This is a genomic window from Burkholderiales bacterium, from assembly GCA_036262035.1.
Taxonomy (GTDB): domain Bacteria; phylum Pseudomonadota; class Gammaproteobacteria; order Burkholderiales; family SG8-41; genus JAQGMV01.
On record DATAJS010000010.1, the window covers coordinates 900,324 to 926,556 of the forward strand.

A 26,233-nucleotide genomic window follows, 5' to 3' on the forward strand; every position below is an offset into this window, starting at 1 on the left:
AGGGTTAGGGTGGGGGTGGGTTTTGACTGAGCGTCTCATAGCCGTCACCGGCGCGAGCCGCGGTATCGGCGCGGCGATTGCGATGGAGCTCGCGCGCCGCGGTTTTCGCGTCGCGTGCCTGACGCGCAAAGGCGCCGGCCCCGAAGCCGCGGGCGCCTCGGCGCTCGCATCGTCGTTCGTCAACCACGCGTGTGACGTGAACGACGAAGCGAGCGTGCGCGCGGCGCTGAAAGCGGTCGCGCAGGACGGCGTGCTGCACGGGCTCGTCAACAACGCGGGCATCCATCTCGACGCGCCCAGTCACGAGCTGGATACCGCGACCTACGATCGGGTGATGCAGACCAACGCGACGGCGGTGTTCACGACGTGTCGCGAGGCCTATCCGTATCTCGTCAAGGCGAACGGCGCGACGATCGTCAACATCGGCTCGTTCTTCGACAAGGTCGGCGTCAAGCGCAACCTCGCGTACTGCGCGTCCAAGGCGGCGGTGGGCGCGATGACGCGCTGCCTCGCGGTCGAATGGGCGTCGAAAGCGATCCGCGTGCTCGACGTGGCGCCGGGCTACGTGGTCACCGATCTCAACCGCGAGTCGCTCGAAAGCGGACCGGTGCGCGAGTACATCGACAAGCGCATTCCGGGGCGGCGCCCGGGCACCGCGGACGAGATCGCGAAGCTCGTCGCCTCGATCTATTCCGAGGACATCGGTTTCTTCACCGGCGAGACCATCTACATCGACGGCGGCCAGGGGATGGCGCATTGAACGTCTTCGATCGCGTCGACACGAGCGTCGCGTTCACCTCCGAAGAGCGCATGCTGATCGACAGCGTGCGCGAGCTTGCGCGCGAGCGGATCGCGCCGAAGGCCGCGGAATACGACCGCACCGGCGAATTTCCGTGGGAGAACGTCGAAGCGATCAACGCGCTGGGGCTCAACGCGATGTTCGTCCCGGAAGAATACGGCGGCGCGCCGCTGTCGTATGCCGCCTACCTCGAATGCGTGCGCGAGATCTCCAAGGCGTGCGCGTCGACCGGCGTCATCTGGGCGACCAACTTCCACGCGATGAAGCCGCTGATCGACTTCGGCACCGAAGCGCAGAAGCAGCGCCTCCTGCCGCGCCTCGCCGAAGGGGCGCTCGCATCGCTGACGATCACCGAGCCGACCGCGGGCTCCGACGCGACCGGGATGAAGACCGAGTTCAGGCCGGACGGCGACGAGATCGTCGTCACCGGCACCAAGACCTTCATCACCAACGGCGCGCATGCCGACCTCTACATGCTCTTCGGCAAGTGGAGCGAGATCGAGGACGGCCGCAACGCGATCTCGGTGATGGTCTTCGAGAAGGGCACGCCGGGACTTTCCGTCGTGCGCGAGGAAGACAAGATGGGGCTGCGGGCGTCGAGCACCGCGACGCTGGCGTTCGACGGCTGCCGCGTGCGTCGCGACAACCTGCTCGGCGCGCCCGGCGAAGGTTTGCGCATCCTGCTCGCGTCGCTCAACAAGTCGCGGCCCAGCGTCGCCGCGCACGCGCTCGGCGTGGCGCGCGCCGCGTGGGAAGACGCGGTCGCTTACATCAACGACCGCAGGCAGTCGGGCCGGCGTATCGTCGAGTTCCAGGGCATACAGTTCATGCTCGCCGACATGGCGACCGACCTCGCGATGTGCGAAGCGTGGCTGTGGCACGTCGCACGGCTGGTCGACGGCGGCGCGAGCGACTTCGGGGTCGAAGCGTCGATGCTCAAGATGCGCGCGTCCGACCTCGCGATGCGCATCGCGACCGAAGCGGTACAGCTCCACGGCGGTTACGGCTACTGCAAGGACTACCGCGTCGAGCGCCTGATGCGCGACGCCAAGATCACCCAGATCTGGGAAGGTACCAACCAGATCCACCGGCAGTTCATCGGCCGCAGTTTTGTGGATAAAAACTAACCGCAGAGGACGCAGAGGAAAACCGAATCGTCATTCCCGAACCGCGCCAGCGGAAGCTATCGGGAATCCATTTCCAGATAGCCCCAAGCTGCAAGAATGGATTCCCGCCTTCGCGGGAATGACGGCCTTCATACGTCTGCGTCCTCTGCGGTAAATTGCTTTCAAGGTTTTCAGTATGAGCACGATCAAAACAGTAGGTGTCGCCGGCAGCGGCACGATGGGCGCCGGGATCGCGATCGTCGCGGCGCGCGCGGGCTTTCGCACGATCGTGTACGACACGCGCGAGGACGCGCTCGCGCGGGCGCGCAAGCAGACCGAAGGCTTTTTCGCGAAGTCGGTCGAGCGCAACAAGCTCACGCAGGAGCAGGTCGACGGCATACTCGGCGGCCTGTCCGGCACGACCGATATCGCCGCGCTCGCCGAATGCGACGTCGTCATCGAGGCGGTGTTCGAGAACCTCGAGGTCAAGCACGCGCTTCTGGCCGAGTTGAACGAAGTCTGTCCGCCGCACACCATCTTCGCGTCGAATACCTCGACGCTCTCGATCAGCGAGATCGCCGCGGGCTCGGGGCGCGACGAGCGCTTCGTGGGCATGCACTTCTGCCTGCCCGCGCAGCTCATGAAGCTCGTTGAGATGTCGCCGGGCCTGCGCACCAGCGACGAGACGTTCGAGCAAGCGTGGGAATTCTGCAAGGCGATGGGCCAGATCCCGGTGAAGACCCAGGACAATCCCGGCTTCATCCTCAATTACTTTCTGGTTCCCTTCAACAACGACGCGATCCGCCTCGTCGAAGCCGGCGTCGCCGCGCCCGCGGACATCGACCGCGCGATCAAGACCGGCCTCGGCTATCCGATGGGGCCGCTCGAGCTGATCGATCTGGTCGGCCTCGATACGCATCTGCTCGTCGCCGAAGCGCTGTTCGCTTCGACGCACGAGCCGCGCGCCGCGGTGCCCGCATTGGTGAAGCGCATGATCGCCGCGGGGCAGCTCGGACGGAAGACCGGCAAAGGTTTCTACGAGTATCGCGGCAACGCGATGTTCGGCGGTTGAAGTGCGTGAACGGGTGAACGGGTGAACGGGTAAGACCATGTTTTACGAGTTAATCGATACAGGTCATAGCCGGTCCTTCCCGGAGCGCGGCGCGTTGCACGACAAGGCGGAGCGCGAAGGCGACGCGATCGTGATCATCGGCGAAAAAGTCGGGCAGGCGCTGGCGACGCTCACCGCGCGCGAGGACAAAGTGGCGGTGCTGATCGAGCTCGGCACCGAAAGCCTCGGCGTCCACACCGGCGAAGCGCGCGGCACCGAAGGCTCGAACGTGCTCGGCTTTGCGCGCTTCAGGCTCGGCGCCGCCGAGCCGACCAGGCTCGTCGAAGTGGTGCGCCAGCCGCGTACGCCGGACACCGCCGTCGCGGCCGCGAAAGAGATCTTCGAAGCGCTGGGCCTCGAAGTCGCGGTATGCGGCGATTTCGACGGCCGCATCGTCGACCGCCTGGTGCGTCCCTATTACAACGCCGCGCTGCGCCGCCTCGACGAAGGCCTCGCCACCGCGGACGACCTCGACACCACGCTCAAGCTCGGTCTCGGCTATCCGGTCGGACCGATCTCGCTCCTCGAGAGCACGGGACTCGAGCACCACTACGACGTGACGCAGGCGCTCTACGAAGCGCTCGGCGACCCCGCCTACGCCCCCGCCCGCCGCGCGCGCGTGGCGAAGCAAAGATCAAAAGCTTGAAAAGCAAAGCGTCAACACGGAGGTCACGGAGGTCGCGGAGGACACGGAGGGAAACCAAACGGCACAGCGCGCGTTCCCTCGAACCGTCGCGTATCCGCAAGCGAAGTCTTCCACCGTGTCCTCCGTGTTCCACCGTGTCCTCCGTGTTCATGCTTTTTAAAACATGCAGCCATTAGCAGGCATTCGAGTACTCGACTTCAGCACGCTCCTTCCCGGGCCGCTCGCGACGCTCATCCTCGCCGAGGCGGGCGCGGAGGTGATCAAGGTCGAGCGGCCCGGACGCGGCGACGAGATGCGCTCGTACGTGCCGAAGTTCGGCGCCGACAGCGTCAACTTCGCGCTGCTCAACCGCGGCAAGCGCAGCGTCGCCATCGACTTGAAGGCGCCCGGCGCGGTCGATGCGTTGCGCCCGCTGATCGAATCGGCCGACGTCGTCGTCGAGCAGTTCCGCCCCGGCGTGATGGATCGCCTGGGCCTGGGCTACGAAGCGCTGAAAGCGATCAATCCGCGCATCGTCTACTGCGCGGTGACCGGTTACGGACAGGACGGCCCGCGCGCGCAGGTCGCGGCGCACGATCTGAACTACGTGTCCGAATCGGGGATGCTCGCGCTCACCCAGGGCGCCGACGGCTCGCCGGTGCTGCCCGCGGCGCTCGTCGCCGACATCGCCGGCGGCACGTATCCGGCGGTGATCAACATCCTGCTCGCGCTGCGCGAGCGCGACCGCACCGGCGTCGGCTGCAAGCTCGACGTCGCGATGGCGGACAATCTGTTCACGCTGATGTACTGGGGACTCGGCAACGGCCTCGCCGCGGGCGCATGGCCCACACCCGGCGGCGACCTCGTCACCGGCGGCTCGCCGCGCTATGCCATCTATCGCACGCGCGACGACCGCTTCCTCGCCGCCGCACCGCTCGAGCAGAAGTTCTGGGAGAGCTTCTGTGCTTTGCTGGACGTTCCTAACGCGCTGCGCGACGACTCGCTCGACGTGCGCAAGACGCGCGATGCGGTCGCCGAGCGCGTCCGAGCGAAGACCGCGGACGAGCTGCGCGCGCTGTTCGAAGGCCACGACGTCTGCTGCACCATCGTCGCGAGCCTGCCCGACGCGCTGCGCGACGAGCATTTCCGCGCGCGCAGCGTCTTCGCACGCGCGCTGACGGCGGGCGACCGCGCGATCAGCGCGCTGCCGGTGCCGGTCGCCGACGCTTTTCGTTCGGAAGACCAGGCAATGGGTTACCCGGAACTCGGCGAAGCCAATGATTTCCTGAAAGGGTGAGCCGTTCACCCGTTCACCCGTTCACCCGTTCACGCACCTGAAAGAAATGAAAGCGCTACTCGTACACGAACACGGCCCCATCGAAACCCTCAAGCTCGGTGAAGCGCCCGATCCCCAACCCAAAGCCGGTGAAGTCGTCGTCGACGTCAAGGCGACCAGCATCAACTTTCCCGACATCCTCGTCATCGGCGGGACGTACCAGAAACTTCCGAAGCGGCCCTTCAGCCCGGGCAAGGATTTCGCGGGCGTGGTGTCCGCGCTCGGCGAAGGCGTGACCGACCGCAAGGTCGGCGATCGGGTCACCGGCCAGATCGAACACGGCGCGTATGCCGAGAAGTGCGCGGTGCGCGCGGTCCAGACGCAGGTGATTCCCGACAGCATGAGCTTCACCGACGCGGCGGCGATGGGCCTCACCTATCTCACCGCGCACTTCTCGCTGTGCGAGCGGGCGCACTATCGCAAAGGCGAGGTCGTGCTCGTCAACGGCGCCGCCGGCGGTGTGGGTGTGGCGACGGTGCAGGTCGCCAAGGCGCTCGGCGCGACCGTCGTCGCGAGCGTCAGCAGCGAAGCGAAGGCGAAGCTCGCCCGGGACAACGGCGCCGACTTCGTCGTGCGCACCGACGTGCCCGATCTCAAGGAAGCGTTCCGCGAGCAGGTCTTCGCCGCGGTCGGCAAGCGCGGCGTCAACATCATCGTCGACCCGGTCGGCGGCGACGTGTTCGACGCGAGCTTCCGCACCATCGCATGGTCGGGGCGCGTGGTGATCGTGGGCTTCGCCGAAGGGCGCATCCCGACGATCAAGGCGGGCATCCTGCTGGTGAAGAACATCTCGCTCGTCGGATTGCAGTGGAGCGATTACCGCGACCGGGAGCCCGAGAAAGTGCTCGCGGTGCAAAAAGAGCTGTTCCGCCTGTACGAGCAAGGCAAGCTCAAGCCCCACGTGATGGCGGCCTTTCCCATCGAAGAGCACCAGCAGGCGCTGGCGACCGTGCGCGACCGCAAGGTGGTCGGCAAAGTCGTGCTGACGATGGATTAGAATCGTCCGGACAAGTCGAGAAAGATCCCATGGCACGCATAGGCCTGCTGGTTCCGTCGTCGAACACCACCGTCGAGCCCGAGTTCTACCGGGCGCTGCCGCGAGGCGTCACGCTGCACACCGCGCGCCTTTTCCTCACGCGCATCGCGCCGGACGCGATCCTGGGCATGGTCCAGGATATGGAGACGCAGGCGAAGCTCCTCGCATCGGCCGACGTCGACGTGATCGTGCTCGGCGCGACCGCCCCGAGCTTTCTGAACGGCCTGGGCTACGACCGCGAGCTCATCGCCAAGCTCGAAGCCGCGACCGGCAAACGCGCAACCACGACGAGCACCGCGCTGGTCGAAGCGATCCGCCATATCGGAGCGAAGCGCGTAGTGCTCGGCTCGGCGTACGACGAGAAAGTGAACGGCATCGCCGCCGCGTTTCTCCGGGCGAGCGGCCTCGACGTCGCGGACATGGCGGGGCTCGCGCTCGTCGACAACCTCCTCGTGGGCCGGCTGTCACCCGACACCGCGTACGACCTCGCGATGAAAGTGAATCGCCCCGACGTCGACGCGATCGTGCTCTCGTGCACCAACTGGCAGACCATGGACGCGATCGAGAAGATCGAGCGCGATACCGGCAAACCGGTGATCTCGACGACGCAGGCGACGATCTGGGCGGCGTTGCGGGCGATCGGCCACACCGAACCGATTCAGGGCTACGGGCGGTTGCTCCGGGAGCTCGGGAAGGCTGGGGCGAAAGCCGCGTAAAAAACCGGGGTCTGACCCCGATAAGGCCGGGGTCAGACCCCATATCGAAGGAGGAAAGCATGTACGGATGGCGTGGACGCATCGGGCTGCTCGTGCCCTCGATCAATACGACGATGGAAACCGAGTTCTGGAAGATCGCGCCGGAGGGCGTGTCGGTTCACAGCGCGCGCATCGCGGGCGGCCGGCACGGCACGCCGGAAGAGCTCCGCAGCATGGAGAGCGCGAGCAAGAAAGCGGCTGAAGAAGTGGCGATGGTCGAGCCCGACGTCGTGGTCTACGGCTGCACCAGCGGGAGCTTCTTCGAAGGCCCCGAGTGGAACCGCAAGATCTGCGACCAGCTCACCGCGATCACCAAGGCGCCGACGGTCACCACCGCCGGCGGCATGGCGGCGTGCCTGATGGCGAACGGCCACAAGAAGGTCGACGTCGTCACGCCGTACGTGGAGCTCACCAACGAGCGCCTGAAGCAGTTCCTGAAAGCGCACGGCATCGACGTGCTCAGGCTCGGCACCTTCGACATGCTCGACATGTTCGACCACGCCAAGATCCAGCCCGAAGAGATCTACCGCAAGGTGAAGGACATCACCACGCCGGAAGCCGAAGCGGTGTTCGTCGCGTGCACGCAGCTTCGCGCGCTGGAAGTCGTCGACATGCTCGAGCGCGATCTCGGCAAGCCGGTGTACTCCGCGGTGCAGGCGAGCGCGTGGCAGGCGTTCGAGGCGATGGGCGTCGATCCGAAGATCTCGCACTGCGGGAGCCTGCTGCGCAAGCTCTCGGAGCCGGGTGCGCAGCGCGCTTCGCCGATTCGGCGGTCGGCGTAAAAGCAAAAGCGATTGACCGCCAAGGACGCAAAGGACGCAAAGGAAAACCTTATAACGTCATCGCGAGCGCCGAAGGCGCGTGGCGATCTCGTGGCGCACGCCTCTTCGTTCGCAACGCGATTGCTTCGTCGCTGCCGCTCCTCGCAATGACGACTTTGCCTTTCCTTGGCGTCCTTTGCGTCCTTTGCGGTTAAAAAAGCAGAATCGGAGGAGAGGGAGTGGCAGAGCAGCTTGCGACCACCGTCGCCGACGTTATCGTCGTCGGCGGCGGCGGATCGGGACTCGCCGCGGCGTCGGAGGCCGCGCGGCTCGGCAGGAGCGTCATCCTGCTCGAGAAGAACCCGCACACCGGCGGCACCACGTCGTGGTCGGTCGGCTCGGTGACCGCGACCAACACCCCGCACCAGCAGCGTGCGGGGATACAGGACAGCCCGCAGGAGCACTTCGAAGACCTCGAGAAACACGCGGGAAAGCTCGCGCCTCGCGACAACCTCGCTCTCAGGCGCATACTCGTCGACAACACGACCGACATGCTCGAGTGGCTCATGCGCCTCGGCGTGGTGTTCGTCGGCCCGATGCCCGAAGAGCACCACCGCTATCCGCGCATGCACAACGTGGTCCCGAACTCCAAGTCGTTCGCCTACCACGTCACGCGCTATTGCCGCGAGCTCGGGGTCGACATCCGCTGCAACACGCGCATCGAGCGCATCGTCCTCGAGGGCGGGCGCATCATCGGCGTGGAAGCGCAACACGCCGACGGCAGCCGTCACCTGTATCGCGCCCGCGGCGGCGTGGTGCTCGCGGCGGGCGACTACAGCGGCGGCTCCGATATCAAGCAGCAGGTCGCCAGCGCCGACGTGGTCGACGTCGAAGCGGTCAATGCGACGAGCACCGGCGACGGACACCGCATGGCGCTCTCGCTCGGCGCGACGATCGTCAACGGCGACATCGTGCGCGGGCCGATCATGCGCTTCGTGCCGCCTTTGAGCGGCAACTTCATCCAGCGCCTGCCGCCCGCCAGGCCGGTCGCGCAGGCGATCGCGTGGTCGATGAACGTCCTGCCGCAATGGATACTGCGGCCGTTCCTGATGAGCTTCCTGACCACCGCGCTCGGCCCGTCCCCTGAGCTCTTCAACGAAGGCGCGATCCTCGTCAACGCCGACGGCGAGCGCTTCACCGACGAGCTCGCCAGGCCCGCGTACGCCGTGGCGAAACAGCGCGAGCGCATCGCCTACATCGTGTTCGACGATGCGATCGCCGAGAAATTCGAAGCGTGGCCGTACTTCGTGTCGACCGCGCCGGGCGTGGCCTACGCCTACGTGAAGGATTACCGCCGCAACCGCCGCGACATCTATCACCAGGCCGACACCGTGGCGGGCCTCGCGGCGTCGATGCGCGTGCCCGCCGACAAGCTCGCGGCGACGCTGGAACGCTACAACGCCGGCGAGCGCGGCGAACGGCCGCCGCTCTCGCGCAAGCCGTATTACGCGCTCGGCCCGGTGAAGAGCTACGTCGTGTTCACCGACGGCGGCCTCAAGGTGAGCGAGCGCCTCGAAGTGCTGCGCGCCGACGGCTCGAAGATCGACGGCCTGTACGCCGCGGGCTCGACGGGGCAGGGCGGCCTGCTGCTCGAAGGGCACGGCCACCATCTCGGGTGGGCGTTCATCTCCGGCCGCATCGCCGGACGCAACGCGGCGTTCGAAGTACCTCCAAAGGGCGTGAACGCGTGAACAAGTGAACGAGTGAACGAGTGAACGGGTCGTCATCGTGATATTCATGAGCCAGAGCGGGATCACCGATCCGTCGCGCGAGCGCGATTGGGACGATTGGTACTTCAAGCACCTCGAGATCATGGCGACAGTCCCGGGCATCGCGTCGGCGCAGCGCTTCAAGACGAAGACCGCCGGGCATTCGCCTTCGCTCGCGATGTACAGCGTCGCCTCCGCCGATGTGTTCCAGGATCCCTACTATCTCGGCGTCCGCGGCATGGGCGAGTGGCTGCCGCTGATCGACCGGCGTTACTACAAGCGCAATCTTTTCGACGGCGCGAAGACAGCCCCGGAAGTGGGCGAGGGACAGTGCCTGCTGGTCGCCGATCGCGAGCAGCCGGAGAACGACCTCGCCGGCATCGAATGGCGATGGCTCGAGTGTGTCGCGATCGACCGCTCGACGCCGTATCGCGGCATCGCCGTAACGGCGCGCGACGTCGCGGACCGCCTGCATCGAGCCGGCATCGCGGTGTACGCGCCGGCCAGCAGTCGTTACGTACCGAAATAACGAGGAGGAACGACGATGAGAAAACGAGAGCTGTTCGCGGTCGCCGCGATCGCGATCGCAACGTGCGGCGGCGCCTGGGCGCAGAGCTATCCCGCCAAGCCGGTCCGCTGGGTCGTGCCGTGGCCGCCGGGCGGCGGCGCGGACACGCTGACGCGGCTCCTGAGCCCGAAGCTCTCCGAATCGATCGGCCAGCAGATCATCGTCGACAACCGCGGCGGGGCCGCGGGCAACATCGGCGCGGAGATCGCGGCCAAGGCGCCGCCGGACGGTTACACCATCGCGTTCGCGTACTCGGGCACGCATTCGATCAACCCGAGCATCTATTCGAAGATGCCGTTCAAGGAGAGCGACTTCGCGCCGATCATCTGGCTCTCGTCGGTGCCGCAGGTGGTGGTCGTGCACCCGTCGCTGCCGGTGAAGAACATCAAGGACCTCATCGCGCTCGCCAAGGCGCGGCCGGGACAGCTCGGCTTCGGATCGAGCGGCAGCGGCGCGATCAACCATCTCACCGGCGAGCTCTTCAACAGCATGACGGGAACGAAGCTCGTGCACGTGCCGTACAAGGGCGGCGGGCCGGCGGCGATCGCGCTGCTCTCGGGTGAGATCGCGATGATCTTCGGCGAGCCGGCGTCGATCGCGGCGCACGTGAAAGCCGGCAAGCTTCGCGCCATCGCGGTCACCAGCGGCAAGCGCTCGCTGTTCCTGCCCGAGCTGCCGACGGTCGCGGAGTCGGGCGTGCCCGGCTACGAAGTGACGTCGTGGAACGGCGTGCTCACGCCGTCGGGCGTTTCCCCGGACATCATCCGGCGCCTCAACGGCGACCTCAACAAGATCATCGCCACGCCCGACATGCACAAGCGCATGATCGAGCTGGGATTCGAGCCGGTCGGCGGCCCGCCCGAGAAGTTCGGCGAGTTCATCCGCGCCGAGACCGCGAAGTGGGCGCCGGTCGTGAAGAAAGCGGGGATCAAAGTCGACTGAGGGGGCGCCATGGCCGCACGCAAGGGACTGCTCGTCGCGGGATTCGATTCGTCGCCGGTGAAGGAAGACGAGTTCAACGACTGGTACGACACCGAGCACGTGCCCGAGCGGCGCGCGGTGCCGGGCTTCCTCGCGTGCGAGCGCTGGGTCGCCGCGGAGAACCCGAGGATCTCGATCGCGACCTACGATCTCGAATCGCTCGACGTGCTGAAGAGCGACGCCTATCGCGCGATCGGCGGCGAGAACCTCTCGCCGTGGTCGAAGCGCGTGATCGCGAAAGCCAAGCGGCTGTGCCGGTTCGAGGGCGAGGAGATCACCCGGAAAAAACCGGGGTCAGACCCCGAAAGGCCGGGGTCTGACCCCGACGCAGGCGGGCTGCTGCTCTTCGCGATGAACGTGGTCCCCGAGGCGGAGAGCGACTTCAACGCGTGGTACGACGAAGAGCACATCCCGCGGCTGTCGGCGGTGCCGGGGTGTCTCTCGGCGCGGCGCTTTCGCATCGTCGACGCGCGGAGCGAAGGCAACCACCGCTATCTCGCGCTCTATCGGCTGACGTCGCCCGAGGTGTGCGCGTCCAAGGCGTGGGAGGACGCGGCGGTGACGCCGTGGACGGTGAAGATCCGGCCGCAGACGCGCGACCGGATGCGCATAGCGCTGCGCCGCTACGTGCGCGCCTAGCTTTTCGCCGACGCCCCGCCGTCGATCGTAATAACTGTGCCCGAGGTATAGGAGGACAGGTCCGAGCACAGGAAGGCGACGGTGTTCGCGATCTCGTTGACCGTGCCCAGTCGTCCGAACGGAAAGCCGGTGGTGAGCTCGCGCCAGCGGTCGCGGCTCCCGAGCTCTTTCTCGGCGCGCGCCTTCCATCTCACCACCTGGCGATCGGTCTCGATCGCGCCCGGATTGATGCCGATCACGCGCACCCCGAACTCGGGGCTTTGCGCGCCCAGCGCGCGCGACAGCGCCATCAGGCTCGCGTTGCCCATGCTGCCCGCGATGTAGGTCGCGAGCGGACGCTCGCCCGCGATGCCGATCACGTTGACGATCACGCCACGGCGGCGCTCGCACATCACCGGGTAGATCTCGCGGATCAGGCTGACGAAGCCGAAGACCTTGAGGTCCCAGGCGCGGCGCCACGTCTCGTCGTCGACCGCGGTGACGCTGCCCTGCGGGATCGCGCCCGCGTTGTTCACCACGAAATCGACGTCGAAGCACGCCTTGGCGAGCTTTTTCACGTTGTCGGTCGAGCCGAGGTCGAGCGGATGGCAGGTCACCTCGACGTCGTGCACGTCCATGATCTTCCTGCGCGCCGTCTCGAGGTCGGCCGCGTTGCGCGAGGCGAGATGCAGGTTGCAGCCTTCCGCCGCGAGCACCTGCGCGACGCCGTAGCCGATGCCGCGCGAGCCGCCGGTGACCAGCGCGGTGCGTCCTTTGAGGCCGAGGTCCATAGTCATGCTCCTTCGAGTGTTCGGTGATGCTAAGCAAAAAGCGTGAACGGGTAGGGTGAAGGGTGAAGGGTGAAAGGGTGTAGGGTAAGGTCAACGCCGGTCGTGCGCTGCGCGTTATGCGAACTGTCCCGTCCGAGGACGCACCCTTACGAGGAGGAACCATGAACAAAGTACTGTCCGCTATCGTGGCCGCGGCGTTCGCGGCGACCGCCGGTGTCGCCGCCGCCCAGGGCTCGACGGCGGCGCCGTCCAAGGGCGAGGCGATGAAGGCGACCCCCGCGACCCCCGCCACGCCGTCGGCCGCGGCGACCGGCAACGCCAAGGCCTCGGCGTCGACGACGGTCGGCAACACCACGACCACCACGACCGCGACCGACAAGGGCACGACCACCACGACGACCAAGGCCAGGACCAAGCACAAGAAGAAAGCGAAGAAATCCAAGCGCCATGCCAAGGCCAAAGCGAATGCAGGCGGCGCGACCGCGACCAGCGGTCCGGGCGGCGCGTCGAGCAGCGCGACGTCGAAGTAAGCAGCGCCCCACGCGAGCAAAAGGGCAGCCGGCCGGCTGCCCTTTTTCTGATGCCGTCGTCCCCGCGAAGAGCCTGCCCCCGAGTGATGTAGTCGGGGGCGGGGACCCATTTTGACTTTGCTTTTCCTCTGCGTCCTCCGCGTCCTCTGCGGTTAATGCTTTAACATGCCGTGCAGGAGGAGGCCGATGACAACGATACGCACCATCGCGGCGGCGTCGCTCGCGTTGTTCGCCGCCGCAGCTCAATCAGCGGAACAAGCACCTCAGTATCCCACCCGCCCCATACGCTGGATCGTCCCCGTTCCCGCGGGCTCCACGACCGACATCGTCACGCGCCTCGTCGCGCAGAAGATGAACGAAGCGTGGGGCCAGCAGGTCGTCGTCGACAACCGCCCCGGCGGCGTCTTCACCGTCGGCAGCGAGATCGTCGCCAAAGCCGCTGCCGACGGTTACACCGTCGGCACGCTGCTCACGCCGCACGTCGTCAATCCGTTCGTGCTGAAGAACCTGCCTTACGACACCGCGCGCGATTTCACGCCGGTGTCGTTGATGGTGATCGTGCCGGGCGTGATGACCATGTATCCCGGCGTGCCGGCGAACAACCTGAAGGAGGTGATCGCGCTCGCGAGAGCGAAACCCGGCGCGCTCAATTTCGGCTCGCCCGGACAGCTCACCTCGGGGCACCTGTCGATGGAGCTCCTCAACCTGCAGGCGGGTATCAAGATCACCCACATCCCGTACAAGGGCGGCGCGCCGGCGATCATCGACCTCATCGGCGGGCGCATACAGTTCATGATCAGCGGCCCGCCCGGCGTGCTCCCGCACATCAAGGCGGGCAGGCTGAAGGCGATCGCGACGACCGCGGCGAAGCGCTCGCCGGGATTGCCCGACACCCCGACCTTCGCCGAGTCGGGCATGCCCGGTTTCGATACCTACGAGTGGTACGGCGTCTTCGCGCCGGGCCGCATGCCCAAGCCGGTGCTCGCCAGGCTCTCGGGCGAGATCGCGCGCATCATCAAGCTGCCCGACATGAGCGACAAGCTCGCGGCGCAGGGTGCGATCCCCGTCGGCAACTCATCCGACGAGTTCGCGCGCTTCGTCAAAGCCGAGATGGATCAGTGGGGCAAGCTCGCTCAGAAAATCGGTCTGAAACCGGATTAGGGCGTCGGGGCGCGCAAGCGCATCAGTCGTAGCGCCGCCAGGCGCATAAGCGCGCCGTTGCGCGGGGAGGCGCGGCTTCAGCCGCGAGGACCAGCGGCGTAGACCTTTCCGGGGAACGCCTCCACGATCGCGCGGGCCGCGTCGTCGTGCGCCTCCAGGTCCATCACGACATCGGCCAGCCGCTGCGCATCGGCATCGCCCGCATTCAACCCGAACGCGAGGCAGCTCTTCACCTTGGCGAGCAGGTCCGCCGGGCTCATCGGGTCCTGCGGGCTGCCCTTGATGGTGTCGCTCGCCGCTACTCTTACTTCGCCGTTCTTCAGGGTCACGCGCACGCTCGCGGGTTCGATCGCGGTCGGATCGATCTCGGGGGCGGACACGACGCGCGCCGCGCCCGCCAGCGCGACGATGCGCGGATCGGAGATCGCCGGCTTCTGGTAGGTCGAGAGATCGACGCGGCCGTCGGCGAGCGCGCGCGCGAAGCTGTACGACGCGTTGAACTGCGCGTGCACGACCGAATCGCGCGTCACGTCGTACGGCTCGCCGACGGTGAGCCAGTTCACTTCGCCCATGCGGATCTCGATCGCTGCGACGTCTTCGGCGCGCACGCCCTGCTCGTGCAGACGGATGCCGAGACCGATCGGGGTGTGATTGCAGCGGCAGCAGGGAAACGGCTTGAAGCTGTATTCGGGTGTGCGCCACGTCGTCCCGAGGCCGTCGGTGAGGATCTCGTGCTTCACTTCGCCGCGCTCGTACAGCGCGAAGAGACCCGCGTTGCCTTCGAGCGTGCGCCGCGTCCCCGTCAAACCGTCGGCGGCGAGGAATGCGCCCGTGACGGCGTTGCGCGCCGCGAAGCCCGCGCCGAGCCGTTTCGACAGCACGCCGTCGCGCATGCTCTGCGCCGAGCCGGCCGTCTGGTGATAGGCCATGCCGAGCGCGTTAGCCAGGCCTTCGCCGTCGAGGCCGAGCAGCCGTCCGGCGCCGAGGCTCGCCGCGAGCGTACCGAAGATCATCGTCGGGTGCCAGCCTTTGCCGAGGCTGTTGTAGCAGGCGAGGCCGAAGCGCGCGTGCAATTCGGCAGCCGTAGCCATCGCGAGCAGGAAATCGCGGCCGCTCACGTGGCCGACGTCTTCGGCCGTCGCGAGCAGCGTCGGCACCACGACGCTGCTCGTGTGCACGCGCGCGGGGTCGTGCTGGTCGTCGAAGTCGAGCGCATGCGCCGCCGCGCCGTTCGCCATCGCAGCGGTCGGCGGGCTGTAGCGGCGCTTGCCGATGAGGCCGGTGGCCGATCCCGAGGTCTCCCAGCGCGACAGCCGCGCATCGAGCTCCGGAATGCCGGGCGCCGCGCGCGCGCCGCCGATCACGCCGAGCACGTCGAGCATCAGCGCTTTCGCGGTCGCCACCACCGCGGGCGGCAGGTCCTCGTAACGCCACGCTGCGATGGTCTCGCAGAGCTCGCGGCTGTAGCCTTCCGCGAGATCGTTGTCGCGGGCGAGTTTCAACGGTGCTTCGGCGCTTCCCATGATGTTCCCCGAGTGTGTCTTCCGCTTCGATTATAGGGACTGGCCCAAGCTTCCTCGAACAGGAGGTCGACGTAGGCTTGCGCCGCGGGCGAGAGGCGGCGCCTGGCGTGCGTGATGATGCCGATGCGGCGCGTGGGCCTGGGCGCGCCGAAAGGCTTCGACCCGAGGCCGTTCATGTTGAGCTCGCCCAGCGCGATGCGCGGCATCGCGGTGACGCCGAGCCTTGCCCGCACCATCGCGAGCGCGGTCACCATGCCGGCGACGTCGTAGGCCGGCTCCGCCGCGCGCCCGAGGTGCCGGTCGACGATCGTGCGCACGTTCGAGCGGCCGGTGAGGAGCACCAGAGGCTCGTTGGCGAAATCGCGCCAGGCGACGGTTCGAAGCTTCGCGAACGCGTGCCGCGCCGGAAATACCGCGACCAGCTCGTCGTCGATCAGCGGCGCGAAATCGAGGTCGGCGTGCGCGGTGTCGAGCGTGCCGATGCCGAAATCGATCTCGCGCGACAGCACTTTCTCGACGATGTTGAGGTTCTGCTCCTCGATCAGCCGCACGTGGATGTGCGGGTGTCCGGCCTTGAAGCGCGCCAGCGCGGTCGTGGCGGCGGCGAAAGCCACCGAAGGCAGCGACGCGAACGCGATGCGCCCGCGTTTCCCGCCCGCGATCTCGCGCATGGTGACGTGCGCATCCTCGAGATCGTCGAGCGGCCGCTGCACCATGGCGAGAAAGCGCGTGCCGGCCTCGGTCAGCTCGACCCGCCGCGTGGTGCGCTCGAACAGCCGCACCTGCAGCGCGTTCTCGAGCTGGCGGATGAGCTGGGAGAACGCGGGCTGGGTCATCGCGAGCTCGCGCGCCGCGGCGCTGAACGAGCCGCAGCGCGTCAGCGCGACGAACCCGGCGAGCTGCCTGAGCTTCAGATTCATAAGTCGTCAGTATAAATGGGCAGTGAATATCTATTTGTGCCATGAATGCCGGCCCCCTAACATCGGGAAAACCTCGCACGGAGCATCCATGGGCATCCTCTCGGTCGGTATAGACACCGGCGGCACGTTCACCGATCTCGTGGCGGTCGACGCTTCGAGCGGCCGCTATCACTATTACAAGGTTCCGACGCTCACCGCCGACCCCGCCAAAGGCATCCTCGACGGCGTCGCCGAGCTGCTCGATCAGAACGGTCTGAAACGCGGCGACGTGAAGTTCCTCGTCCTCGGCACCACGCTGGCGACCAATGCGGTGCTCGAAGGCAAGTGGGCGCGCACCGGGCTCATCACCACCCGCGGTTTCCGCGACGTGCTCGAGCTCGCGCGCCAGCGCCGGCCGCATTACTTCAACCTCGACATCCCCAAGCCGATGCCGCCGGCGCCGCGCGATTGCCGCATCGAGGTCGAAGGACGCATCGCGGCGGACGGCGCCGAAGTGACGCCGCTCTCCGAAGACGAGATCGCGCGCGCGATTCGTGAGCTGAAGGCGAAGCACGTCGACGCGGTGGCGGTCTGCTATCTCCACGCGTACGCCAATCCCGAGCACGAGGAGCGCACGCGCGCGCTGGTGAAGGAGCTCTGGCCCGAGGTCTATCTCTGCACCTCGAACGACGTGCTCGCCGAGTTCCGCGAGTTCGAGCGCTTCGCCACCGCCACGGTCAACGCGAGCCTGATGCCGATCATGGACCGCTATCTCGAGCGCTTCGAGCAGGGCGTGGCCGACCTCGGCATCCGCCATGCCCCGCGCGTCATGCAGTCCAACGGCGGCGCGGTGTCGCCCGGGGCGGTGCGCAAGGTCCCGGTGAACACCTTCTTCTCCGGCCCGGCCGGCGGCGTGATCGGCAGCGTCGGCCTCGGCAATCAGCTCGGACTGCCGAACCTCATCACCTTCGACATGGGCGGCACGAGCACCGACGTGTGTTTGATCCGCGACGGCGAGCCCGCGAAGAAGAGCGAGCGCGCGATGGGCGGTTTCCCGGTGCGCACGCGCACCCTCGACATCCATACCATCGGCGCGGGCGGCGGCTCGATCGCGTGGACCGACGCCGGCGGCCTGCTCAAGGTCGGCCCGCAGAGCGCGGGCGCATATCCGGGTCCGGCCGCCTACGGCCGCGGCGGCACGCAGGCCACGGTCACCGACGCCAACGTGGTGCTCGGCCGGTTGAATCCCAAGACGCTGCTCGGCGGGCGCATGGCGATGCACGCCGACAAGGCCGAAGCGGTCATCGACGAGCTCGCCGCGAAGCTCAAAGTCGACCGCACCAAGGCGGCCGCGGGCGTCATCGAGATCATCAACGTCAACATGATGGGTGCGGTGCGCGTGATCTCGGTCGAGCAGGGCGAGGACCCGCGCGACTTCACCCTCGTCGCTTTCGGCGGCGCGGGCCCGCTGCATGCGGCCGACGTCGCGCGCGCGATGGGCATGCGCAAAGTGCTGGTGCCGCCGCGGCCGGGCCTGCTCTCCGCGATCGGTCTCCTGCACGCGGAGGTGCGCGGCGACTTCAGCCTGACGCGCCTGGTGCGCGCCGAAGCTTCGGGTTTGAAGTCTCTCAACGAGGGCTTCGCGACGTTGGGCGAGCGCGGCGCGCAGTGGCTGAAAGGCGAAGGCGAAGAGCGCGGCACGTATCAATGGTTTGCGGACCTGCGCTACTTCGGGCAGAACTTCGAGCTCATCATGGAATTGAAATCGGACAAGCTCGACGCGCGCACGCTCGACAGGCTGCGCGAGGCGTTCCACCACCGCCACAAGGACTACTACGGCTACGACATGCGCGCGCAGCCGGTGGAGATCGTGAACTTGAGGCTCGTCGTCACCGGCAAGCGTAAGCCGACGCCGGCCGAGCGCGCGAAGCTGGCGCGCGGCGATCTGAAGTCGGCGCTGCTCGAGAAACGCAAGGTGTGGTTCCCCGAGACCGGTTACGTCACCACGCCGGTGTACGACCGCGACCGGCTCCCCGCCGACGCGCGCATCACCGGCCCGGCGATCGTCGAGCAGATGGACACCACGACGGTCGTGCCGCCCAAAGCGAAGCTCAAACAGGACCGCTACGGCTACCTGCACATGGAGCTGGAAACCGCAACGAGCAAGCCAGTGCGCCGTGCCGGCGCGCTCGCCGCCTGAGGAGCGCCGCATGGCCCGCACGTCTAAGACCCGCCTGCAGATGAAAACCGCGCCGGTGAACAAGCGCCCGGCGGTCGATCCGATTCAGGCCGAGGTCGTCGCGAGATTCCTGCTCGCGACCGCCGAAGAGATGGGCGCGACGCTCACCCGCACCGCGTTCTCGCCGAACATCAAGGAGCGCGCCGACTGCTCGACCGCGATCTTCGACCGCCACGGCGAGGTGATCGCGCTCGCGCAGCGCGTGCCGATCCATCTCGGCTCGATGGTCGGCGCGGTCGACGAGATCCTGAAGCGCTTTCCCGAGTCCGAGATCAGGCCCGGCGACATGTTCGTCGCCAACGATCCGTACAACGGCGGCGGCACGCATCTCCCCGACATCAACGTGATCGCGCCGGTGTTCATCGGCAAGCGGATCGTGGCGTACGTGGCGAACATCGCCCACCACGCCGACGTCGGCGGCATGGTGCCGGGGTCGGAAGCCGCGGTGTGCCAGTCGATCTACCAGGAAGGCATCCGCATCCCGCCGGTGCGCATCCTATGCGAAGGAAAGTTGAACCGCGACGTCTTCGACGTGATCCTGCTGAACTCGCGCACGCCCGACGAGCGCGTCGGCGACCTCCAGGCGCAGTTCGCGGCGAACACCGTCGGCATGCGCAGCGTGCTCTCGCTCTTCGACCGCTACGGCGCGAAAGAGACCGAGGCGACGATCGCCTCGTATCTCGATTTCACCGAGAAGCGCTTCCGCGCCGCGATCGAGAAGCTGCCGGCGGGCCGTTACGTCGCCGAGGATTTCCTCGACGGCAACGACGAGACGAGCGTCGCGCGCATCAAGCTCACGCTCACCGTCGGCAAAGGCCGGCTGCATTTCGATTTCGCGGGGTCCGATCCGCAGTTGAACTGCGCGCGCAACATCCCGTATCGCGCGCTGCTCGCGACGGTCTACACCGTCGCCAAGGCGCTGCTCGATCCCGAGGTGCCCGCGAACGCGGGCTATTACCGCACGCTGGAGATCAGCGCGCCGCCGGGGTGCGTCGTGGGCCCGGTGCCGCCCGCGGCGATCGGCTGCCGCTCGATCTCGGCGAGCGTGCTCGGCGACGTCATCGCCGCGGCGCTGTCGCAGGCGCTGCCGCACAAGGCGCTCGCGGGCAGCGGTCCGCACCATCTCTACGTGCTGTCCGGAACCGATCCGCGCAACGGGACTTATTTCGTCAACTACGAGACGCTCGCCGGCGGCATGGGCGCGCGCGCGAATCGCGACGGTGTGGACGGCGTTCGCGTCCATGCATCGGGCTCTTCGAACCTGCCGGTCGAAGCGCTGGAGCACGCGTATCCGTTCAGGGTCGAGCGTTACGCGCTGTGGGAAGATTCGGGCGGCGGCGGCAAGTATCGCGGCGGCATGGGCGTGATCCGCGATTACCGCGTGCTCGCGGACGACATCGTGGTGTCGCTGTCGTCGGAGCGCCAGCATGTGGCCGCGCTCGGCGCCGGCGGCGGAGACGCGGGCAAGCTCGGCGCGTTCATCCTGAATCCGGACACGCCGGAGGAGCGCAAGCTGCCGGCTGCGGCGGCCGACGTGAGGCTGCCGCGCGATTCGGTGCTGCGCATCGCGACGCCGTCGGGCGCGGGTTATGGGGCTGCGAGCGAGCGCGACGCGGCAGCGGTCGAGCGCGACGTGCGCGAAGGGCGGGCGAGCGCGTAGACTCTGCGATGCGTCAAAAACATGAACCGCAAAGACGCAAAGGACGCAAAGGAAAAGCGAATGAACAAAATCGATGACGGCGTTGCGCTGGCCGAAGCGCGGTCGCACTTTCCGGCGCTCGAGCGCTGGACTTACCTGGATGTCTCCGCGCGGGGCGTGATCTCGAACGAGGCGCGGGCGGCGATGGATGCGCACCTCGACGACCGCATGTACAACGGCGCCACCGACAAGGCGGATTTCTTCGCGCTGATCGAGCGCGCGCGCGAGCGTTTCGCGCAGCTCGTCAACGCCGAGCCCGACGAGATCGCCTACACCAAGAACATCTCCGAAGGCCTGAACATGATCGCCACGGCGATCGACTGGCACCGCGGCGACAACGTGGTGCTGTGTCCGGAGCTCGAGCACCCGAACAACGTCTACGCGTGGCTCAACATGCGTCGCTACGGGGTCGAGGTGCGCATGGTGCCGGCGCGCGAAGGCCACATTCCGATCGGCGAGATGATCGAGCGCATCGACGCGCGCACGCGCGTGGCGACGGTATCGACGGTGTCTTTCGCGCCGGGTTTCCGGACCGACGTGGAGACGCTAGGCCGCGCATGCCGCGACAAAGGCGTGCTGCTGCTCGTCGACGGCGCGCAATCGGTCGGCGTGATGCACACCGACGTCAAGGCGTCGGGCATCGACGCGCTCGCGGTGTCGACCCAGAAAGGGCTCCTCGCGCTCTACGGCATGGGCTTTCTGTACGTGAAGCGCGACTGGGCGGAGCGGCTGAAGCCCGCGTATCTGGCGCGTTTCGGCGTCGATCTCGGCGACGCGCACGAAGCGAGCCTCGGCAGCTACGACTACCGGCTCGCGGCGGGTGCGCGGCGCTTCGATCTCGGCAACTACAACTTCCTCGCCACGACCGCGGTCGACGCGTCGATGAAGCAGCTTCTCGAATGGGATACGCGGCGCATCGAGCCTTACGTGCAGGGGCTCACGCACTCGCTGGCGCGGGGGTTCCTCGACCTCGGCCTCAAGGTCGCCGGCGGCGAGCCCGGCGCGCATCTCACCAAGATCGTCACCATCGGCGAGATGAGCGCCGACCACTACGGCACGGGCGACGAGCGCTACAACCGGCTTTACGAGCATCTCGCCGCGAACCGCGTGAAGCTCTCGATACGCCGCGGCATGCTGCGCTTCTCGATGCACGTCTACAACAACCTGGACGACGTGGAGAGGGTGCTGGGGTTGACGAGGGAGTTCCTGAGGAAGCCGTGAAACGTGAAACCGGCGCAACGCCGTAAAATCGTTTCACGTTTTACTTTTCACGTATCACCAGAATGAAATTCATCTCTTCGAACGGCGCGACGTATCCCATCGATACGCCGCGCTGGCGCGCCGACGACGGCGCCCATCTCAATCTCACCCCCGGCCGCGGCCTCAGGCGCGCCGATATCCGCACCGACCGCTACGACGTCTGGCGCTATGCCGCGGCGCTCGAGATCGATCCTGCGCACGCGGTGTCGCTCGGCGAAGGCTGGACGCCGTTGATTCGCGGCAGGTGGCAGGGCGCCGAGACGCTGTTCAAGCTCGAGTTCACCAATCCGACCGGGTCGTTCAAGGACCGCGGCATGACCGCCCTGGTGAGCTATCTGAAAAGCCGCGGCGTCGACTACGTGCTCGAGGATTCGTCCGGCAACGCCGGCGCCTCGCTGTCGGCGTATGCGGCGCGTGCCGGCATGCGCTGCCGCATCCTCGTCCCCGAGACCGCGTCGTACCCGAAGATCGCGCAGATCGCGGCCTGCGGCGCGGACGTGCTCACGATCCGCGGCACGCGCCAGGACGTTGCCGAAGCGGCCGAGGCGATGAGCTCGGAGATCTTCTACGCCAGCCACAACTGGGTGCCGTTCTTCACCGAAGGCACCAAGACGCTCGCCTACGAGCTGTGGGAGCAGCTCGGCTTCCGCGCGCCCGACAACGTCGTGACGCCGCTCGGTTACGGCAGCAACGTGGTCGGCTGCCTGCGCGGTTTCGACGAGCTGAAGCGTTCCGGCGAGATCGACCGCGTGCCGCGCATCTACGGCGTCCAGGCCGAGAACTGCGCGCCGTACCACGCCGCGTGGCAGGCGAAGAGCGATACGCTGGTGCCCGTCGAGGTGAAGGCCACGATCGCCGAAGGCATCGCGTCGTCCAAGCCGACGCGCGTGAAGGAAGTGCTCGACGGGGTGCGCGACAGCGGGGGCAGCATCGTCGCAGTCAGCGAGGGCGAGATCGTGGACGCGCTGCGCGCGTGCGCGCAGCAGGGCCTGTACGTCGAGCCGACTTCGGCAGCGGGCGCCGCAGGCCTCACCACGCTGCTCGCGTCGGGCGCGATCGCGCCGCACGAGACGACGGTGCTGGTGCTGACGGGGTCGGGGCTCAAGGCCTCGGAGCGGATCGGTCAGCTGCTCGGGCTCGCGGCGAGGACGTAAAGATCAAAATGGATTCCCGCCTTCGCGGGAATGACGAGGGGTCGAGGGATGACGGAGGGGTCGTCATTCCCGACCCGCGCGAGCGGGAGCTATCGGGAATCCATTTTGACGTTCAAGCCAGCGTGATCGTCACCTCGTCTCCTTTAATGCCGAGCTTCGCGCCCAGCGGCGTCGTGCGCTTCTCGATCTTGCCGAGCTCGACCTCTTCCTTCGCGGGATCGCAGACGTAGGTCTCGTTCGCGTCGTTGTGGCGCACGAGGCGGAAAGCGGCTTCGGTCGCCTTGCCGTCCTCGATCACCACGCGCGCGAGCATGCCGACCCAGTCGCCGTGCTTGCGGCCGTAGTGTCCGGTGTGGAACGAGAAGCTGCCCAGACCGTAGAAGATCGGCTTGCCTTGGTAGATCTCCACCGGCAGCGAATAGTGCGGGCCGTGGCCGATGACGACGTCGGCTCCGGCGTCGATCGCGGCGTGGGCGATCTCGGTCATGTACTGCAGCACGTCCTGATGCAGCCCCCAGTGATGCGAAGCCACGACGATGTCGCAGCGCTTGCGCAGGGTTTGGATGTCCTCGCGCAGGCGCTTGAGATAGCCCGCGTCCGCCCACGTGATCACTTCCGGCGGCACGCCGGGGCGGTTCATCGGGGGGATCTCGGGCCGCGTCTTGTGCGCGGGCACGCGATACGCGGTGTGGCCGCGCAGCGCGGCGACGCCGGGGCTGTGCTCGCCGGCTTCGTGGTTGGTCGGCCAGTACACCGAGGTGCGCTGCAGAAATCCGACCTTGACCTCGTTCTTTGCCGTCACTACGACCGGTTCGTGCGCCGCGGTCGAGTTCGCTCCGCTGCCGGTGTGCGGGATGCCGAGGCTGTCGAGCGCCTTCAGCGACGAGGTGATCGCGTCGGCGCCGTAGTTCACGTTGTTGGCGGTGCCGACCGCGTCGATGCCGGCGATGCGCAGCGCTTTCGCCACCGCCGGATTCGCGTAGAAGCCTTCGTCCGACACCGAGCGCGCGCCTTCGGGCTGGTAGAAGCAGCACTCGAGGTTGGAGAAGCGCACGTCGGCCTGGCGCAGCACGTCGGCCACCTTGGCGAACGGCCCTTCGGCGTCGGTGACGTTCATCAGGTTGATGTCGCCGGTGAACATCAGCGTGGTTTTCATGGGCGGGGGCTCCTTTGGGTATCGCCGGATGGTACCCCGCTTGACAGCGTCCTGCCGCACCGACAATCTGGTCACACGCATCGAGGAGGCGCACTGAAGATGTTCAAAAACATCCTGATTCCGACCGACGGCTCCGAGCAGTCCCAGCGCGCGGTGCGCACCGGCGTCGAGCTCGCCAGGCTGCACGGCGCGCGCATCACCGGGATCCACGTCATTCCCGACTATCACCTCCTGATCGCCTACGAAGGCGCTTTCGATCCGGTCACCGAGGAGCGCATCGAGGAAGAGGCGAAAGCCCGCGCGGACTCCTATCTGTCGTTCATCCGGACCACCGCGGCCGAGGCTGGGGTGCCGTGCGCGACGGTCTGCGAGACCAGCGACCACCCCTACGACGCCATCCTCAAGACGGCGGACTCGAACCACTGCGACCTCATCCTCATGACGTCCCACGGCCGCAAAGGCCTCGCCGCCGTGCTCCTGGGCAGCGAGACGCGCAAGGTGCTGACCCATGCCCAGGTGCCGGTGCTCGTCGTACGTTGAGTGCTTGCTCGCCTTAGAAAAATTTAACTGAGCGGCGAGAAAATCTCTTCCGCACAGCAACACAAAATGGTTGCGCTGCAGCGCCGTTTCCAGCATAATGGGCTCGTGTCGATGCTCTCTCCGAGCTAGGCACACTCCTCCAAATCCTCCTCCTTTGGTGGAACTTTAGAGCAAGCCCCTGGGCTTGCTCTTTTTTTTGCCCCTTCGCCCGGCGCGCAACCCGGCGGCCCGCTGGCGCGTCCGTCTTGCCGCCCTCGCTTGCTGCAACGCAGCGGCCGAGGTCCACAATCTGTACCGCGTTGAAGTCCGTTCAGGACGCTCCGACAGGTTAGGAAGCGCTCACCTTCGGCTCGTGCCCCGCGGCCCTTTGCTATACTTCACCGTTCGCGTTTCGGGTTCGCACGAGTGGAGGGTCGCCGACGGCGGCGGCCGGCAGCAATGCGTTTCCCGCCAGTCACTTGCCAGCAGCTCCGCCAAACCGCGATCTTGATTGCGGTCAAGGCCCGGAACGCCGTCCCTATGAGATTCTTCCCGATTCACGTGAGCGACGCGCCTGCATCCGCGAGCCGTTGCGCGCCGAGAAAGTCCCACCATGAAGATCCACGAATACCAGGGTAAGGAAATCCTTCGTAAATACGGCGTGCCCACGCCGCGCGGCATCCCGGCGTTCAGCGTCGACGAGGCCGTGGCGGCGGCGCAGAAGCTCGGCGGCGGCGTCTGGGTGGTCAAGGCCCAGATCCACGCCGGCGGCCGCGGCAAGGGCGGCGGCGTCAAGGTCGCCAAGTCGATCGAGGAGGTCAAACAGCGCGCGACCGAGATCCTCGGCATGCAGTTGAAGACCCACCAGACCGGCCCCGATGGCCAGAAAGTGCGCCGCCTCCTGATCGAGGAAGGCGCGAACATCGCGAAAGAGCTGTACATCGGAATGGTCGTCGACCGCGGCACGCAGCGCGTGGCGCTGATGGCGTCCAGCGAAGGCGGCATGGACATCGAGGAAGTCGCCGCCAAGACGCCCGAGAAGATCCACAAGGTGTTCGTCGATCCCGGCAAGGGCCTCACCGACGCCGAAGCCGAAGACGTCGCGCGCAAGATCGGCGTGAGCGCCGACGCGGTGCCCCAGGCGCGCGATCTGCTGAAGGCGCTTTACAAGGCGTTCGTCGAGACCGACGCGTCGCTCGCCGAGATCAATCCGCTCATCCTCACCGGCGACGGCAAGGTGGTCGCGCTCGACGCGAAGATGAACTTCGACGAGAACGCGCTCTTCCGCCATCCCGAGATCGTCGCGCTGCGCGACCTCGACGAGGAAGACCCGGCGGAGATCGAGGCGTCGAAGTTCGGCCTCGCCTACATCCAGCTCGACGGCAACATCGGCTGCCTGGTCAACGGCGCCGGCCTCGCGATGGCGACGATGGACATCATCAAGCTCTACGGCGGCAGCCCCGCCAACTTCCTCGACGTCGGCGGCGGCGCCTCGACCGAGAAGGTCACCGAAGCTTTCAAGATCATGCTGAGGAATCCCAACCTCAAGGGCATACTCATCAACATCTTCGGCGGCATCATGAAGTGCGACGTCATCGCCGAAGGCGTGGTCGCCGCGGCGCGCCAGGTGAGCCTCAAGGTCCCGCTGGTCGTGCGCCTCGAAGGCACCAACGTCGAGCTCGGCAAGAAGATACTCGCGGAATCGGGGCTTCCGATCATCTCCGCTTCGAACATGGCCGATGCGGCGCAGAAAGTAGTGAAAGCTATCGCTTAGTGAAACGTGAAACGTGAGGTGAGCCTCGCTTTTCAACGTTTCACATTTCACATTTCACGTTTC

Annotated in this window: 24 protein-coding genes; 20 read left to right on the forward strand and 4 right to left on the reverse strand. The window is 66.9% G+C overall.

The features are described from left to right. Window positions 1-22: 22 nt before the first annotated feature. The 12 genes from VHP37_12235 (at window position 23) to VHP37_12290 (ending at window position 11,486) form a co-directional block, all read left to right on the forward strand. The gene (locus VHP37_12235) at window positions 23-760 is read left to right on the forward strand and encodes an SDR family NAD(P)-dependent oxidoreductase (GenBank protein HEX2827109.1); all 738 of its coding nucleotides are present in this window, start codon (window positions 23-25) and stop codon (window positions 758-760) included. Further along, window positions 757-1,926, forward strand: a complete 1,170-nt coding sequence (locus VHP37_12240; GenBank protein ID HEX2827110.1) for an acyl-CoA dehydrogenase family protein — start codon at window positions 757-759, stop codon at window positions 1,924-1,926. Before VHP37_12235 ends, VHP37_12240 begins: the two co-directional genes overlap by 4 nt. A 175-nt stretch (window positions 1,927-2,101) precedes the next feature. After that, entirely contained in the window at window positions 2,102-2,977 is an 876-nt protein-coding gene (locus VHP37_12245) for a 3-hydroxyacyl-CoA dehydrogenase family protein (GenBank protein HEX2827111.1), read from the forward strand. A 94-nt stretch (window positions 2,978-3,071) separates the two neighbouring features. Next, window positions 3,072-3,662, forward strand: a complete 591-nt coding sequence (locus VHP37_12250) for a 3-hydroxyacyl-CoA dehydrogenase family protein (protein HEX2827112.1) — start codon at window positions 3,072-3,074, stop codon at window positions 3,660-3,662. A 163-nt stretch (window positions 3,663-3,825) separates the two neighbouring features. Then, window positions 3,826-4,938 carry a CoA transferase gene (locus VHP37_12255; GenBank protein ID HEX2827113.1) on the forward strand — a complete coding sequence of 371 codons (1,113 nt, stop codon included), beginning with the start codon at window positions 3,826-3,828 and terminating at the stop codon, window positions 4,936-4,938. 46 nt (window positions 4,939-4,984) lie between these two features. Continuing rightward, window positions 4,985-5,974 carry an NADPH:quinone oxidoreductase family protein gene (locus tag VHP37_12260; GenBank protein ID HEX2827114.1) on the forward strand — a complete coding sequence of 330 codons (990 nt, stop codon included), beginning with the start codon at window positions 4,985-4,987 and terminating at the stop codon, window positions 5,972-5,974. Between the two features lie 29 nt (window positions 5,975-6,003). Then, entirely contained in the window at window positions 6,004-6,729 is a 726-nt protein-coding gene (locus VHP37_12265; GenBank protein ID HEX2827115.1) for a decarboxylase, read from the forward strand. A 59-nt stretch (window positions 6,730-6,788) separates the two neighbouring features. Continuing rightward, window positions 6,789-7,550, forward strand: a complete 762-nt coding sequence (locus tag VHP37_12270; GenBank protein HEX2827116.1) for an aspartate/glutamate racemase family protein — start codon at window positions 6,789-6,791, stop codon at window positions 7,548-7,550. Between the two features lie 218 nt (window positions 7,551-7,768). Next, window positions 7,769-9,280, forward strand: a complete 1,512-nt coding sequence (locus VHP37_12275; GenBank protein HEX2827117.1) for an FAD-dependent oxidoreductase — start codon at window positions 7,769-7,771, stop codon at window positions 9,278-9,280. A 46-nt stretch (window positions 9,281-9,326) separates the two neighbouring features. Beyond that, window positions 9,327-9,827: a hypothetical protein gene (locus VHP37_12280; GenBank protein ID HEX2827118.1), complete on the forward strand. Its 501-nt coding sequence runs from the start codon at window positions 9,327-9,329 to the stop codon at window positions 9,825-9,827. Between the two features lie 15 nt (window positions 9,828-9,842). Beyond that, a complete protein-coding gene (locus tag VHP37_12285) occupies window positions 9,843-10,808 on the forward strand; it encodes a tripartite tricarboxylate transporter substrate binding protein (protein ID HEX2827119.1) in 966 nt (321 codons plus the stop codon). Window positions 10,809-10,817: 9 nt separating this feature from the next. Beyond that, window positions 10,818-11,486, forward strand: a complete 669-nt coding sequence (locus VHP37_12290) for a DUF4286 family protein (protein HEX2827120.1) — start codon at window positions 10,818-10,820, stop codon at window positions 11,484-11,486. On the opposite strand, the gene VHP37_12295 is transcribed toward VHP37_12290, so the two are convergent. After that, window positions 11,483-12,256, reverse strand: a complete 774-nt coding sequence (locus VHP37_12295; GenBank protein HEX2827121.1) for a short-chain dehydrogenase/reductase — start codon at window positions 12,254-12,256, stop codon at window positions 11,483-11,485. The genes VHP37_12290 and VHP37_12295 overlap by 4 nt on opposite strands. A 161-nt stretch (window positions 12,257-12,417) precedes the next feature. On the opposite strand from VHP37_12295, the gene VHP37_12300 reads away from it, so the two are divergent. Together VHP37_12300 and VHP37_12305 are read left to right on the forward strand one after the other, a co-directional pair. Then, window positions 12,418-12,786: a hypothetical protein gene (locus VHP37_12300; GenBank protein ID HEX2827122.1), complete on the forward strand. Its 369-nt coding sequence runs from the start codon at window positions 12,418-12,420 to the stop codon at window positions 12,784-12,786. Window positions 12,787-12,972: 186 nt separating this feature from the next. Then, window positions 12,973-13,947 carry a tripartite tricarboxylate transporter substrate binding protein gene (locus VHP37_12305; protein HEX2827123.1) on the forward strand — a complete coding sequence of 325 codons (975 nt, stop codon included), beginning with the start codon at window positions 12,973-12,975 and terminating at the stop codon, window positions 13,945-13,947. A gap of 77 nt (window positions 13,948-14,024) precedes the next feature. Here VHP37_12305 and VHP37_12310 read toward each other — a convergent pair whose 3' ends face one another. Beyond that, window positions 14,025-15,449, reverse strand: coding sequence for an MmgE/PrpD family protein (locus VHP37_12310; GenBank protein ID HEX2827124.1), 1,425 nt, complete (start codon window positions 15,447-15,449; stop codon window positions 14,025-14,027). After that, entirely contained in the window at window positions 15,446-16,390 is a 945-nt protein-coding gene (locus tag VHP37_12315; GenBank protein ID HEX2827125.1) for a LysR family transcriptional regulator, read from the reverse strand. Before VHP37_12315 ends, VHP37_12310 begins: the two co-directional genes overlap by 4 nt. Before the next feature lie 88 nt (window positions 16,391-16,478). Between VHP37_12315 and VHP37_12320 the strand changes: the two genes are divergently transcribed. The 4 genes from VHP37_12320 to thrC all read left to right on the forward strand — a co-directional run bounded on the left by VHP37_12320 (window position 16,479) and on the right by thrC (window position 22,721). Continuing rightward, entirely contained in the window at window positions 16,479-18,569 is a 2,091-nt protein-coding gene (locus tag VHP37_12320; protein HEX2827126.1) for a hydantoinase/oxoprolinase family protein, read from the forward strand. 10 nt (window positions 18,570-18,579) lie between these two features. Further along, window positions 18,580-20,268 carry a hydantoinase B/oxoprolinase family protein gene (locus VHP37_12325; GenBank protein HEX2827127.1) on the forward strand — a complete coding sequence of 563 codons (1,689 nt, stop codon included), beginning with the start codon at window positions 18,580-18,582 and terminating at the stop codon, window positions 20,266-20,268. 60 nt (window positions 20,269-20,328) lie between these two features. After that, window positions 20,329-21,528: an aminotransferase class V-fold PLP-dependent enzyme gene (locus tag VHP37_12330; GenBank protein HEX2827128.1), complete on the forward strand. Its 1,200-nt coding sequence runs from the start codon at window positions 20,329-20,331 to the stop codon at window positions 21,526-21,528. Between the two features lie 62 nt (window positions 21,529-21,590). Then, window positions 21,591-22,721, forward strand: coding sequence for a threonine synthase (gene thrC / locus VHP37_12335; GenBank protein ID HEX2827129.1), 1,131 nt, complete (start codon window positions 21,591-21,593; stop codon window positions 22,719-22,721). A gap of 112 nt (window positions 22,722-22,833) precedes the next feature. Here the strand turns inward: thrC and VHP37_12340 are convergent, their stop codons facing one another. After that, window positions 22,834-23,877, reverse strand: a complete 1,044-nt coding sequence (locus tag VHP37_12340; GenBank protein HEX2827130.1) for a CapA family protein — start codon at window positions 23,875-23,877, stop codon at window positions 22,834-22,836. A gap of 99 nt (window positions 23,878-23,976) precedes the next feature. Here VHP37_12340 and VHP37_12345 point away from each other — a divergent pair, with 99 nt between their 5' ends. After that, window positions 23,977-24,417: a universal stress protein gene (locus VHP37_12345; GenBank protein HEX2827131.1), complete on the forward strand. Its 441-nt coding sequence runs from the start codon at window positions 23,977-23,979 to the stop codon at window positions 24,415-24,417. A 592-nt stretch (window positions 24,418-25,009) separates the two neighbouring features. Then, complete coding sequence (gene sucC, locus VHP37_12350; protein HEX2827132.1) at window positions 25,010-26,170, forward strand: ADP-forming succinate--CoA ligase subunit beta; 1,161 nt, start codon at window positions 25,010-25,012, stop codon at window positions 26,168-26,170. The last annotated feature ends 63 nt before the right edge of the window (window positions 26,171-26,233 follow it).

Bases quoted from the DNA above. Each gene is read 5' to 3' on its own strand.
- VHP37_12280 (HEX2827118.1), top strand. From the start codon at position 9,327: ATGAGCCAGAGCGGGATCACCGATCCGTCGCGCGAGCGCGATTGGGAC.
- VHP37_12285 (HEX2827119.1), top strand. From the start codon at position 9,843: ATGAGAAAACGAGAGCTGTTCGCGGTCGCCGCGATCGCGATCGCAACG.
- VHP37_12345 (HEX2827131.1), top strand. From the start codon at position 23,977: ATGTTCAAAAACATCCTGATTCCGACCGACGGCTCCGAGCAGTCCCAG.
- VHP37_12320 (HEX2827126.1), top strand. From the start codon at position 16,479: ATGGGCATCCTCTCGGTCGGTATAGACACCGGCGGCACGTTCACCGAT.
- VHP37_12300 (HEX2827122.1), top strand. From the start codon at position 12,418: ATGAACAAAGTACTGTCCGCTATCGTGGCCGCGGCGTTCGCGGCGACC.
- VHP37_12245 (HEX2827111.1), top strand. From the start codon at position 2,102: ATGAGCACGATCAAAACAGTAGGTGTCGCCGGCAGCGGCACGATGGGC.
- VHP37_12340 (HEX2827130.1), bottom strand. From the start codon at position 23,877: ATGAAAACCACGCTGATGTTCACCGGCGACATCAACCTGATGAACGTC.
- thrC (HEX2827129.1), top strand. From the start codon at position 21,591: ATGAAATTCATCTCTTCGAACGGCGCGACGTATCCCATCGATACGCCG.
- VHP37_12255 (HEX2827113.1), top strand. From the start codon at position 3,826: ATGCAGCCATTAGCAGGCATTCGAGTACTCGACTTCAGCACGCTCCTT.
- VHP37_12260 (HEX2827114.1), top strand. From the start codon at position 4,985: ATGAAAGCGCTACTCGTACACGAACACGGCCCCATCGAAACCCTCAAG.
- VHP37_12295 (HEX2827121.1), bottom strand. From the start codon at position 12,256: ATGGACCTCGGCCTCAAAGGACGCACCGCGCTGGTCACCGGCGGCTCG.
- VHP37_12290 (HEX2827120.1), top strand. From the start codon at position 10,818: ATGGCCGCACGCAAGGGACTGCTCGTCGCGGGATTCGATTCGTCGCCG.
- sucC (HEX2827132.1), top strand. From the start codon at position 25,010: ATGAAGATCCACGAATACCAGGGTAAGGAAATCCTTCGTAAATACGGC.
- VHP37_12330 (HEX2827128.1), top strand. From the start codon at position 20,329: ATGAACAAAATCGATGACGGCGTTGCGCTGGCCGAAGCGCGGTCGCAC.
- VHP37_12265 (HEX2827115.1), top strand. From the start codon at position 6,004: ATGGCACGCATAGGCCTGCTGGTTCCGTCGTCGAACACCACCGTCGAG.
- VHP37_12270 (HEX2827116.1), top strand. From the start codon at position 6,789: ATGTACGGATGGCGTGGACGCATCGGGCTGCTCGTGCCCTCGATCAAT.
- VHP37_12305 (HEX2827123.1), top strand. From the start codon at position 12,973: ATGACAACGATACGCACCATCGCGGCGGCGTCGCTCGCGTTGTTCGCC.
- VHP37_12315 (HEX2827125.1), bottom strand. From the start codon at position 16,390: ATGAATCTGAAGCTCAGGCAGCTCGCCGGGTTCGTCGCGCTGACGCGC.
- VHP37_12325 (HEX2827127.1), top strand. From the start codon at position 18,580: ATGGCCCGCACGTCTAAGACCCGCCTGCAGATGAAAACCGCGCCGGTG.